At 72.8% G+C, this 12,397-nt stretch carries 8 protein-coding genes and 1 pseudogene; 2 read left to right on the top strand and 7 right to left on the bottom strand.

The features are described 5' to 3' along the window. Position 1 precedes the first annotated feature (1 nt). Positions 2–1,834, top strand: a complete 1,833-nt coding sequence (gene cydC, locus JJJ15_RS11660; protein WP_200510852.1) for a thiol reductant ABC exporter subunit CydC — start codon at positions 2–4, stop codon at positions 1,832–1,834. A gap of 623 nt (positions 1,835–2,457) precedes the next feature. On the opposite strand, the pseudogene JJJ15_RS11655 reads toward cydC, so the two are convergent. Next, positions 2,458–3,777, bottom strand: a pseudogene (locus JJJ15_RS11655) (dicarboxylate/amino acid:cation symporter). A gap of 332 nt (positions 3,778–4,109) precedes the next feature. Between JJJ15_RS11655 and JJJ15_RS11650 the strand changes: the two are divergent. Beyond that, the gene (locus JJJ15_RS11650) at positions 4,110–5,087 is read left to right on the top strand and encodes an alpha/beta hydrolase (RefSeq protein ID WP_200510851.1); all 978 of its coding nucleotides are present in this window, start codon (positions 4,110–4,112) and stop codon (positions 5,085–5,087) included. Between the two features lie 37 nt (positions 5,088–5,124). Here the strand turns inward: JJJ15_RS11650 and JJJ15_RS11645 are convergent, their stop codons facing one another. From JJJ15_RS11645 to sucD, 6 genes are all read right to left on the bottom strand, one after another. Next, positions 5,125–5,430 carry a DUF3017 domain-containing protein gene (locus JJJ15_RS11645; RefSeq protein ID WP_246742058.1) on the bottom strand — a complete coding sequence of 102 codons (306 nt, stop codon included), beginning with the start codon at positions 5,428–5,430 and terminating at the stop codon, positions 5,125–5,127. 148 nt (positions 5,431–5,578) lie between these two features. Next, the gene (locus JJJ15_RS11640) at positions 5,579–6,583 is read right to left on the bottom strand and encodes a MauE/DoxX family redox-associated membrane protein (RefSeq protein WP_200510849.1); all 1,005 of its coding nucleotides are present in this window, start codon (positions 6,581–6,583) and stop codon (positions 5,579–5,581) included. 204 nt (positions 6,584–6,787) lie between these two features. Next, positions 6,788–7,594 (bottom strand): hypothetical protein, encoded by an 807-nt coding sequence (locus JJJ15_RS11635; protein WP_200510848.1) that lies wholly within the window; start codon positions 7,592–7,594, stop codon positions 6,788–6,790. Positions 7,595–7,806: 212 nt separating this feature from the next. Then, on the bottom strand, positions 7,807–9,579 hold the full coding sequence (gene purH, locus JJJ15_RS11630; RefSeq protein WP_200510847.1) for a bifunctional phosphoribosylaminoimidazolecarboxamide formyltransferase/IMP cyclohydrolase: 1,773 nt from the start codon (positions 9,577–9,579) through the stop codon (positions 7,807–7,809). Positions 9,580–9,929: 350 nt separating this feature from the next. Next, positions 9,930–11,432: a DUF6350 family protein gene (locus tag JJJ15_RS11625; protein WP_200510846.1), complete on the bottom strand. Its 1,503-nt coding sequence runs from the start codon at positions 11,430–11,432 to the stop codon at positions 9,930–9,932. Then, positions 11,429–12,397 carry a succinate--CoA ligase subunit alpha gene (sucD, locus tag JJJ15_RS11620; protein ID WP_200510845.1) on the bottom strand — a complete coding sequence of 323 codons (969 nt, stop codon included), beginning with the start codon at positions 12,395–12,397 and terminating at the stop codon, positions 11,429–11,431. Before sucD ends, JJJ15_RS11625 begins: the two co-directional genes overlap by 4 nt.

The following is a 12,397-nucleotide window of genomic DNA, read 5'->3' as shown; positions in this document are numbered from 1 at the left end:
GATGACCCGTAGCCCAGCCGCCCCCGTGTCCCGCCCGGTCCCGGAGGGTCCCGCGACCACGGCGCCCGCCAGCCCCGCCCCGCCCCGACGGCGCGTCCTCATCGCCTGGATCCTCGACGTCACCCGCCCCGTCCTGCGCCCGCTGGCGGCCTCAGCCGCCTGCCGGGTCGCCGACCTCCTGGCGGGGGTGGGGCTGTTCAGCCTCGGCGCCGCCACCATTATGCGTCTGGGTGGGGACCTGGCGGCAGGACGCCCCGCCCCCATGCCGTGGGGCACCCTGCTGGTCATGGCGCTGCTGGCCCTGGCCAAGGCGGTCCTGCGCTACGGCGAGCAGTTCCTGGGGCACCTGGTGGCCTTCAAGTCCCTGGAGCTCCTGCGCGCCGAGATCTTCCGCGCCCTGGTACCCCGGGCCCCGCGCGTCATGGCGACCTCCCGCTCCGGGGACCTCCTGGCCCGCGCCACCAAGGACGTGGACCGGATCGAGGTCTTCTTCGCCCACACCTTCGCCCCCGTGGTCAGCGCGGTCATTGTGCCCCTGGTCGTGGTGGGGGTCGTGGGGGCCGCGGTGTCCTGGACCCTGGCGGGCCTGGCCGCCCTGTTCCTCCTGGGATCCCTGCTCCTGGCGCCCCTGGCCGGGTGGCGCACCTCACTGTCCTCCTCACGGGACGTCACGGCGTGCCGTGCCCTGCTGACCCAGCACGTGACGGACTCCGTCCAGGGCATGGCCGAGGTGGTGGGGTACGGCCGCCGCTACGAGCGCCTGGAGGAGATGGGGCGGATCGACCGGGGCATTGTCCGCACCGGGGCGCCGGGGCGCCGGTGGATGAGCCTGCGTCGGGGGCTGACCCAGCTGCTCACCCTGGGCGGGCCGGTCGCGGTGGCGGCGTCAGGCACGGGCCTGGTGCGCACCGGGAGCGTGTCCGCCCCGGCCCTGGCGGCCACAGTGGCCGCGCTGCTGCGCCTGACCGAGACCGTGCGCGGCATCGAGGAGCTCACCGGATCCCTCAACGCCTCCTTCGCGGCCGCCGAGCGGGTCCACGCCGTCGTCCACGCCCCCGTGGAGGTCCCCGACGGCACGGTGGAGCTGCCCCACGCCGTCGCCCACGAGGTGACCTGGGAGGACGTCTCCTACAGCTACCCCGGGGCCGCCACCCAGGCGGTCACGGCGGTCAGCGCCACCGCCCGGGCCGGGGCCTGGACCTGCCTGGTGGGGGCCTCGGGCTCGGGCAAGTCCACCCTGGCCCAGCTGCTCCTGCGCTTTGACGACCCCACCGCCGGGCGGGTGGAGGTGGACGGTCAGGACGTGCGCGAGCTGACCGGGGACTCCTTGCGCCGGGAGGTGGTGCTGGTCACCCAGCGGGCCCACCTCTTCCGCGCCTCCGTGGCCGACAACGTGCGCCTGGCGGCCCCGCAGGCCAGCGACGAGGAGGTCCGTCAGGCCTGCCGGGCCGCTGGCATCGAGGCTGACGTCCTGGCCATGCCGCAGGGCTACGACACCCTCGTCGGGGAGCGGGGGGCCTCCGTCTCCGGCGGCCAGCGCCAGCGCCTGGCCCTGGCCCGCGCCCTCCTGGCCCGTCCCAGCGTGCTGGTCCTGGACGAGTTCACCTCCCACCTGGACCCCGCCCTGGACGCGCAGGTACGCGCCAGCGTACGGGAGTGGACCCGCGGGTCCACCGTCATTGAGATCACCCACCGCCTGTCGGGGACCGAGCTCGCCGACCACGTGGTGGTCATGGACGACGGCCGGGTCCTGGAGGCCGGGACGGCGGAGGAGCTCGCCAGCCACGACGGCGCCTTCTCCCGGCTGCGCCGCCGGGAGCGGGTGAGCGCCTAGCAGCCCCTCCCCCACCCACCCCCACCGCGAGAACGGTACTTGTTCGCCGTGAGAACGGTACTTATTGCTCGTGAGAACGGGGGTGGTCACGCTCCTGCGGAGACACCCGCGCTCCGCCCCGCGTGGACACCTCCGCCGGGGGCTGTACCCCGGGGGCCTGGCCGGGAGCTCGTACCCGCGGGTCGCCCCGGGAGGTGTTGCACATTCATCCTGGGGGTGGCGGCCGGGCGCTGGCGTGATCCCAACGTTTTGTGCCTCCAGGCGAGGAACAGGACCAGGATGAATGTGCAACGCAGGCCCCGTTGCACATTCATCCTGGTTACCGGCCCCTGTACCAGCTACGGAATCCTCGTGATTCCGCCGTTTTATGATCGTCGATTGTAAAAAGAATGTGCAGGATCCCAGAGCCCAGGGGGGACCTGCGTCGCCCGGGGGCGGGCCGCCGGCGGGCGTCAGAGGATCCCAGAGCCCAGGGGGGCCTGCCCAAAGCTGTCGGCGGGTCGGTGACCCAGAGAGGCTGTCGGCGAGCTAGTGACCCAGGGAAACGGGATGTGCCGGCTCCCGGGACCCGGCGCACCCGGTCACCTGCGTCAGACTGGCCCGCCGCCGACCCCGCTCAGCGCTCAGCCGGAGGCCGAGGCCTGTAGCTCCTCGGGGCTGACGACGCCCTCCACCGAGACGCGGTCAAGGTAGGCCATGGCGTCAAAGGAGAGCTCACGGACGTTCTGCGGGTCGCCGTCGTCCCCGATCCTGCCGTGCGCCAGGCGGTCCACGACGATCGCGATGGCGCCGTCGCCGGTGACATTGGTGGCCGTGCCGAAGGAGTCCATGGCGACGTAGGTGGCGATCATGAGGGTCACCTGGTCGTTGTTGAAACCGAGCATGCTGGCGAGCAGGCCGGTGGAGGCCATAATCGCGCCTCCGGGCACGCCGGGGGCCGCCACCATGGTGATACCGAGCATAAAGACGAAGCCGACCCACTGGGTGGCGGAGACGCTCAGGCCCTGGGTCAGGGCGATCGCGAAGGCGAAGGCGAAGATCTTCGAGGTGGAGCCGGCCAGGTGGATGGTGGCGCACAGGGGGATGGTGAAGGAGGCGACGGCCTCGGAGACGCCGTTCTTCCTGGTCTGGGCCAGGGTGACCGGGATGGTGGCGGCCGAGGAGGAGGTCCCCAGGGCGGTGAGGTAGGCCGGGGCCATGGTCCCCAGGGCCGTGAACGGGTTGCGCCTGCCGACCAGCCCCGCGACGCAGTACTGGGTCAGGAGGATGACCACCTCCAGGGCCAGGACCACCAGGACGACGCGCAGCAGGGCCCGCATGACGCTCCAGGCCTCACCGGTGTAGGTGAGGTTGAGGAAGGTGCCGAAGATGTGCACGGGAAGCAGGGGGATGATAATGCGCTCGATCAGGCGGGTGATAATGGCACGGAACTCGATAAGGCCTTTGCGCAGGACCCCGCGGGGCACCATGGACAGCCCGACGCCCAACACGAATGACAGCAGCAGGGCGGTCATGACGGGCATGACGGCGGGCATCTCGACCGTGAAGTAGGTCTTCAGGGCGCTGCCGGGCTCGGTGACGTCGGACAGCGCGGTCCCCGCCAGGAGCCCGGGGAGGACCGCGGCGCACACCGCGTAGGTGAGGAACCCGGAGAAGAGGGTCGAGCCGTAGGCAATGGCGGTGGTAATACCGAGCTACCTGCCGGCACCGCGGCCCAGGTCGGCAATGGCGGGGGTCACCAGGCCGACGATAATCAGGGGGATCGCGAAGGAGAGGAACTGGCTGAAGACGTCGGAGAAGGTGGCGAAGACACGGCCGACCGCAACGGGGACAAGGTGGTGGCCTCCTACCCGCACGGATCCCAGGGCCAGGGCCAGGACAATAGCTACGAGCACCCACAGGAGTACCCCTCCCCTGCTCAGGACTTGACGGACGCGCGACATGGGAGCCTTTCGTGTGTTCATGAGGTCAAGGTCGTCTGCCTCACCGGCAGAGCATTCCACACCCTGCCGCGGGCGGGAGGCAGGGTATCGGATACTGGAACACCCTGCGCACCGCGCCGGAGGCGGCCTCTGAGACGCCGGACCCGGGGGATTCACTGGTCGATTGCCGGGGCCGTCTCGCTGGTTGCTGGGGAGTATCTGGCCGACGCCGTGCGACCGCCCCCGGGAACCAGCCCGCCCCTGACCCAGGTGGTCTAGATCGCCGCCCCGGGCGGCGCCTGCGCGGCCCTGAGGCCCAGCCCCCGCCCAGGTGGTCTAGATACGCTGTCCTTATGAGTCCGTTCCGTCTGCCACGTACTACCTCGCAGCACCACCACGTCCGGGTCCCGGTCGGCCTGCCCGCCGCGCCTCGCACCGACGGTGGGCCCGGGCCTGCTGGCACCCGCCGGGGTAGCGCACGACGGCGCTGGCTCCACGCCGTCGTCCACCTGCCGTCCTCGTCGGCTGACGGTACGCTGCCGGACCCTGGGCGTACCGTCCTGCTGGAGTCGGGGCTGGGCCTGTCCCGGGTCCTGTGGAGCCGGGTGACCGCCCCCCTGACGGCAGCGGGCTTTACCGTCATCGTCTACGACCGGGCGGGCCTGGGGCAGTCGCCCCTGGCACGTGGACGGCGCACCGCCCGGGACCACGTGGCGGACCTGTACACCGTCCTGACCCACCTGGCGCCGCGCGGGGCGATCCTCGTGGGGCACTCCTACGGCGGGCTGCTGGTGCGGATGCTCGCCTCGGAGCACCCCGACCAGGTCACCGGCCTGGTCCTGGTGGATCCCTCCAGCGAGGGCTCCACCGCGGAGGCCTCCAGCGGCGCCCGGTACCTGAACTCGGTGGGCCAGCAGGTCCTGACCGGGCTGTACGGCCTGGGCGCCGCCCCCCTGATCTCCCTCCTCCAGGGCTACCACCTCCTGCCGCGGCGCCTGCACGCCAAGGTCCTGCACGAGGACGCCACCGAGGCCTCCCAGACGGCCCGCGGCCAGGAGCTGGAGGCCTACCCGGACACGATCGCCGACCTGGGGGCGCGCCCGCTGCCCACGCCCCAGGTCCCGGTGGTGCTGCTGGCCGCCCGGCACCCGGCCGGGTCGGCCTGGGCGGGCTACTACCGGGACTACGTGGCCTCCCTGCCCCAGGGACTGTTCCGGACCGCGAGGACCCGCTCCCACATGGTGCCGCTGCGTGACCCCGGGGCCGTGGTCATGGCGGTGCGCTGGGTGTGGCAGCGGGCGGGCGAGCACGAGGCCTGTCCGTGCCCCTGAGCCAGGAGCGGCAACCGCGGGCTCCGGAACAAGGGCCTTACAGCACGTTGGGAAGGTTGACGTACCACACCAGGGCGGCCAGGGCCAGGGCCAGGACAATGTTGAAGACGACGTCGAAGAGCCGGGAGCGGGCGGCGATCCACGTCCCGTGGGGGCGGAAGACCCGCACCAGCGCCAGGGTGAGCAGACCCACCACGAGCCACAGGACCGCGAGCTGGCGGTGCCCGACAATAGCGAGCAGGGGGACGGCGGCCAGCCCCAGGGCCACGGCGACCACCGCCACGGTACGGTAGGGCTGGTATCGCGGACGTCGTGGCACGCGCGGGGTGGGGGCCTGGCTCACGACGTCCATCGTAGGCCAGGATCCGACGGGGACACCTACCCACCCGGGGACGCCTATCCGGCAAGGGCACCTACCAGCCGGGGACGCCTGTCCTGCACGTCTACCGGCTGCGGGACACCTCCCAGGGATACCTACCCACCGAGGACGCCTACCGGCCGCCCACGCCGAGCTGGGCGCGCACGTCCTCCACCAGGTCCCGGACCTCCTGGGCCCCGGCGACCGGGCCGCCCGCGAGCATACCGTCGGTGCCCAGGAGCACGGCCGAGGGCGTCGCCTGGGTGCGGAGCATCCGGGCTGCCGTACCGTCCTGGTCGTACAGGGTCCACGCCGTCCAGTGGGGGGCGGCGTCGCGCAGGGCCTGCGGGCTCATGTGGACCACGGCCGCCACCCGTAGCGCGGGCATCTCCTCAGCCCACCGGGGCACCTGGGCCGCCAGGTCCGTGCACGCCCCGCAGCCCGGGGACAGGAAGAGCAGGAGGTGGGCCCGGCGGGCGGAGGCGGAGACAATGTCCAGGACGGATCCGTCGGCGTCCCGGAGGGTGGCCCGTGGGGTGAGGGTACGCAGGTAGGGGGCGTCCTGGGGCTGGTCCGTCTGACCCGCCGCCTCGGGGGACGCCGCCGGGGTACGGGACGGCGAGGTGTCCGGGGAGGTCAGGAGCCAGGCGGTGAGCATGGCGGTCAGGACCATGACGAGCCAGCCGGCCTCCCCGCGGGCCACCGCCCGGGTCACGGGGTTGGGTGCGTGGGGGACCATGACGACCAGGCTGGCCAGGGCCAGGCCTGTCAGGAGGAGGTTACGACCCAGCGTGCGCCGGGTGACGGGGGTGGGGTGGCCGGCCCCCAGGCAGGCGCAGGAGACGGTGCCCCGCCTCAGCGCCCGCACCACCAGGAACGTGTAGGCCAGGGTCAGGCCCAGGGCCGCGAGCGCCGCCAGGCTCCCCCAGGTCCCGGGCGCCACCAGGAGCGCCAGGGCCAGGACCACCTCCGCCGGCGGGTGGAGGCGGCGGACCCAGGTACGGTTCAGGAGGCGGGGGACCTCCATGACCTCCCACTGGTGGCGTACGGACTCGTCGACGTCACGGAGCTTGAGGACCCCCGCCAGGGCCAGGACGACGGCGAGGACCAGAGGCGCGGCGGCAAGTGCGTCAGGCACGCTCTCCTCCTTCCCTTCGCGAGAACGGTACTTGTTCGTCGCGAGAACGGTACTTGTTCGTCGCGAGAACGGTACTTGTTCCTCGTGAGAACGGTACTTATTGCCCGCCCTCTGGCACGGGCCCCCGCGGCAGCCCGCTCCCACACGAGGGGCCTGCGCCGTCGGTTCCGACCCGCCCCTCCACCCGGGGCCGCCTCACGGGCCTCAGGCCTGGGCCGGACTGGTTGCGACCACGCCGAGGGCGGCCAGGCACAGGACCAGGCAGGCAGCCGCCTCCCAGCCGGTCCCGGCACGTACCGTGTCCCCCAGGACGGCCACACCCACCCCTGCGGGCACGACCACCTCCGTACCCCACAGGATCGCGGTGGCGGCCACGGCGCTGCCCGTCTCCATGGCCCGGGCGTACAGGAGCACCGCCACCAGCCCCATGACGACCACCGCCCAGGTCAGCGGGTTGCCCACCACCCAGGTCAGGGTGTCCCAGCTCACGAGGTCCCCGCCCCCGCCCTGGGACTCCAGGGCACGGGCACCCAGCGCCACCCCGGAGAAGCCCAGTCCCCCGATCGCGGCCTGCCCCCAGGAACAGCGGGTGCGGTACAGCACCAGCCCCAGGAGGGCGGTCAGGGCGGTGCCACCCCACAGGAGCGCGGTGAAGCCCGCGTGGACGGTGGCAGCGCCCTCGGTGGCCAGGGAGGCCAGGAGGCCCAGTGCCGGCACGAGGACCACGATGGCACCGATGTCCCTGCGTCGCAGGCGCACCTTGAGCAGCAGGGAGACCAGCAGGGCGGTCAGTGCCAGGGAGGAGGCCAGGAGGGACTGCACCACGAACAGGGGCAGGGACTCCAGGGCGACCAGGGAGACGCCCCAGGCCGCGGTGTCGAGCACGACGCCAGTGAGGTAGGCGGGGTGCATGACCACGGCTGGCCCCTGGGCCCGGTTGGCGGCCCACGCCTGGCAGGTGGAGGCCAGTCCGTAGAGGACGGCGGCAAGGATCGCGGCAGCAGTACCCATAAGATTCCTTGATAGTGTTTGCAGATTTTTGATAACACTGGAGCCGTTTTTGTGTCAGTAGTAAGCGCCTGGGCTCGTTCACCTTGGATAAGGTCGTCCGAGGCGGCTTCGGTACTACCCCCCGTTCTCACGGCAAACAAGTACCGTTCTCGCGACGAACAAGTACCGTTCTCACGAGCAATAAGTACCGTTCTCGCGGATGGTGGATGGACCTAGTGGGAGAAGTGGCGGGTGCCGGTGAGGTACATGGTCACGCCCGCGGCCCTGGCGGCGGCAATGACCTCGCTGTCGCGGATGGAGCCACCGGGCTGGACGACGGCGCGCACCCCGGCATCCAGCAGCACCTGGAGACCGTCGGCAAACGGGAAGAAAGCGTCGGAGGCGGCGACCGCTCCCCGGGCCCGTTCCTCGGGCGCCCCGGTGAGGACCTCACTGGCCTGGGCCCCGCCGACGGCGCCCTTGGCGGGGGCAGCGGCGGCGTCGCCGGTGGAGCGTGAGCCCAGGGTGTTGGCGCGCTCGACGGCGAGCCGGCAGGAGTCCACGCGGTTGACCTGGCCCATGCCCACCCCGACGGTGGCACCGTCCCTGGCCAGAAGGATCGCGTTGGAGCGCACCGCGCGCACGGCCCGCCAGGCGAAGACCAGGTCGGCGACGACGTCGGGGCTGGCGGGCTCACCGGCCACGAGCCTCCAGCCGGAGGGCAGGTCACCAGGGGCGTCAACGAGGTCACGCTCCTGGATGACGGCGCCGCCGGAGATCTGCTTGACGTCGTAGCCGCCGGGGGCGGGGGGCTCGACGACCAGGACCCGCAGGTTCCTCTTGGTAGCGAGGATCTCCACCGCCTCGGGCTCGTAGGCGGGAGCCGCCACGACCTCGGTGAAGACGGGCTTGACCTGGCGGGCCATGGCGGCGGTGACAGTGGCGTTGGTGGCGATGACGCCGCCGTAGGCGGAGACGGGGTCGCAGGCGTGGGCCTTGCGGTGGGCCTCGGCCACGTCCCCGGTGGGCGAGACGGCGATGCCGCAGGGGTTGGCGTGCTTGACCACGGCCACGCAGGTGGTCTCGCCGTGGTCGTAGGCGGCGCGCACGGCGGCGTCGGTGTCGGTGTAGTTGTTGAAGCTCATGGCCTTGCCGCTCAGCTGCCTGGCACCGGCCACGCCGGTCGGGCCAGCGGGCGCGGTGGTGTAGACGGCGGCACGCTGGTGCGGGTTCTCCCCGTAGCGCAGGGTGGCCAGGCGGTGGTAGGCGGCACCGACGTAGCGCGGCATGCCAGCCGGGGCGGCCGGGGCGCCATTAGCCGCCTCGACCGCGCCAGCCGCCTCGGCGGCCCCACCGGCCTCGACCTGCTGGGCGAGCCAGGTGGCCACGGCGGCGTCGTAGGCGGCGGTGTGGGCGAAGGCGGCGGCGGCGAGCTCACGGCGCTGTGCCAGGGTGAAGCCGCCGTCCTCCACGGCCCGGGCCACCTGGGTATAGCGGTCGGGGTCGGTGACCACGGCGACGGCGGGGTGGTTCTTGGCCGCGGCGCGCACCATGGCCGGCCCGCCGATGTCGATCTGCTCCACGCAGGCGTCAAAGGGGGCGTGCGAGGCCACGGTGTCGGTGAAGGGGTAGAGGTTGACCACCACCAGGTCAATGGGGGCCACGCCCAGCGCGGCGAGCTGGTCCATGTGGTCGGGCTTGCGGCGGTCGGCGAGGATGCCGGCGTGGACGGCCGGGTGGAGGGTCTTGACGCGGCCCTGGAGGCACTCGGGGAAGCCGGTGACCTCCTCCACGGGGGTGACCGGCAGGCCCGCGCCGGCGATGACGGCGGCGGTGGAGCCGGTGGAGAGGATCTCGACGCCGGCGCCGTCCAGGGCGGTGGCGAGCTCGACCAGGCCGGTCTTGTCGTAGACGGAGACCAGGGCGCGGCGCACGGGGACGCGGTCGGGACTGGTCAGCCCCTCGGTGGGGACGGGGGCGTGGGCGGTGGTGCCAGCGGTAGACATAGTGCTCCTGGTGCTCTCAGTTGCGGGGACGCCCAGGCGGGCGACGTCCCCTCCGGTCAGGCTGCCGCTCCCCGGTGGTGCCCCACCCTCGCCAGTCACGGCCGGGACCAGCCTACAGCCCCCGCCTTTCCCGTTGCACATTCATCTTGGGGTCGGGAGCAGGGCGTTGGCGTGATTCCAACGTTTTACCCGCCCGAGGAGGAGTCGGGAGCAGGATGAATGTGCAACGCGGACGTCGTTGCACATTCATCCTGCTCCCGGGTCCCCGTGGCGCATCGCGAATCCGCGTAATCCTGCCGTCTACTGATCGCCGATTGTAAAATGAATGTGCAGCCTCCCGCTCACGAGCGCTACGGCGCCAGTCCGTCCTCGCCTCGACGTGCTGGTGGGTGTCCTGCCCTCCGGGTACCCCCCTGCGCGGCACCCCGGTCACGCGGGCCGACGTCGTCCTCCCCCACCGGGTACCACTGAGGGGTACCGGCCTCCGGGCGGCGCCCCTCACGAGCCTCACGCCCCTGCCCCTCACGCGCCCCGCGAGCCTCACGCCCCCGGGACCCACCGCGCTCCGGGCGCCCAGGGCGGCGAGCGTCTCCGGCCCCCGTCCCGACGTGCTCACGCGCCTCCTGCGCGGCGTCCTCGGTGTCGTCCACGGTGGCGCCCGCCCCGCGTCGGGTCACGACCTGGCCCCAGGGGTGGGTGATCAGCGCCACAACCCCCAGGCCCGCCAGCGTCAGCAGGCCCACAATGAGCGCCGTGAAGCCCTCCCGCGGCCCCACCTCGGCCATCCGTCCAGGGCCCGCCTGCCCGGAGGCGGCCAGGCAGACCAGGGCGGTGCCTCCGCCCAGCACCACCGAGGCCGTCGCGGCCGCGGCCCCGGCCTGGCGCAGCCGCATCTGACGCAGGCTGGAGCGGTCACGCCAGGCCACCACCACGGCCGCGACCAGCACGACGAAGGGCAGGGCCGTCCCCCACGAGCCCACGGCCGTGGTGGGCAGGGCACCCAGGACCGGCAGGGAGGGCACCGCCCCGGCCACCACACGGGTGGGTGAGAAGACCGACCCGGAGCCCACCGCGAACCCCGGCCCCACCACCCAGGACAGCGCCCACACCAGCCCCGTCGGGACCCACCCCAGCTGGAGGAGGGTGATACCGAGGGTGTCGGCGAACCTGCCGTCGGTCAGGGCGTCGTGGAGGCGGGAGACCCGCCCCCCCGCCAGGACCAGGGCGACACCGGCGGCGACCACCGCCAGGGCGGTCAGGACCAGGGCGAGCTGGCGGACCTGGCGCAGGGCCAGGTGGAGCCAGGCCGGGCGGTCCTGCCACCACGGGCCCAGGGCCGGCCAGCCGGACCCGGAGCGTTGCAGCTCTACGGCCACCACCAGGGAGGTTAGCGCCCAGGTAGCCGGGACGACGGTCCAGGTGCGCGACGCGGCCGGACTGGCGACGAGCACCAGGACCAGGGCCGTGGTGGTGGCGGCGCCCACGACCCAGCCCCCGGAGGCCGGGGAGCTGGGGTGGGCCCGGCGCACCGAGGCGCGGGTCAGCAGGAGCAGGAGCAGGGTCAGGCCCGTCAGCGGCAGGCTCAGGGCGCCCTCCCGGCTGGTGGAGGTACCCCAGGACCCGCCCAGGGCCAGGCTCCACAGGCCCGTGGCGGCGCGCACCACCGAGCCGGTGCTCAGGGCGGCGGCGGCGTCACGGGAGGAGGAGGCCAGGTAGAAGGCCACCGCGGGCAGGACCACGAGGAGCCAGCCCAGGACGACGGCCTCCATCCCGCAGCGGGCGGCCAGGAACCAGTCCGCGGGACGCCAGGTACCGCGCCGCCAGGCCTCGCCCAGGGAGCTCAGGGCGCTCACACCGCGTCCTGGTGGCGCCCGGCCGGGGCGGCGGTCCCCGGGTGGAGGGAGCGGTAGATCTCCCGGACGATGGCGGCCGTCTGGCTGGGGGTGCGGCCCACGCGCACGCCGACCGCCTCCAGGGCCTCCTTCTTGGCCTCGGCGGTGCCTGAGGAGCCGGAGACAATGGCCCCGGCGTGACCCATGGTCCTGCCCTCGGGCGCCGTGAAGCCCGCGACGTAGGCGACCACGGGGGTGGTCATGTGCTCGCTGATGTAGGTGGCTGCCCGCTCCTCGGCGTCTCCCCCGATCTCCCCGATCATGACCACCAGCTCGGTGTCGGGGTCGGCCTCGAAGGCGGCCAGGGCGTCAATGTGGGTGGTGCCCACCACCGGGTCCCCGCCTATGCCGATGCAGGTGGTGAAGCCCAGGTCGCGCAGCTCGTACATGAGCTGGTAGGTCAGGGTCCCGGACTTGGAGACCAGGCCGATGGGCCCGGGACCGGTGATGTCCGGGGGGGTGATGCCCACGTTGGAGCGCCCCGGGGAGATGATGCCGGGGCAGTTGGGGCCGATGACCCGCACACCGTGCGCCGCGGCGTAGGCGACGGCGGCGACGGCGTCCGCCACGGGGATGCCCTCGGTAATGACCACCACCAGGCGCACCCCGGCGTCGACGGCCTCCACCACGGCGCCCCTGGCGAAGGCGGGGGGCACGAACACGACGCTGACACCCGCACCGGTCTCCTGCACGGCCTGGGCGACGGTGCCGTAGACGGGCACCGTCACGGTCCCGGCGGGCACCCCCGCGGCACCCGGGCCCACCGGCTCCACCGTGAAGTCCACGACGGTGCCGGCCTTGCGGGGGTTGACCCCGGCCACCACCTGGGTGCCCGCGCTGATCATGCGGCGGGTATGCTTGCGGCCCTCTGACCCGGTCATGCCCTGGACGATGACGCGGTCGGTCTGGGTGAGGAAGATGCTCAT

The organism is Actinomyces sp. HMT897 (assembly GCF_016626125.1).
Classification (GTDB): domain Bacteria; phylum Actinomycetota; class Actinomycetes; order Actinomycetales; family Actinomycetaceae; genus Actinomyces.
Note: the sequence above shows the minus strand (reverse complement) of the source record. Positions and strands in the feature narration are given on the sequence as shown.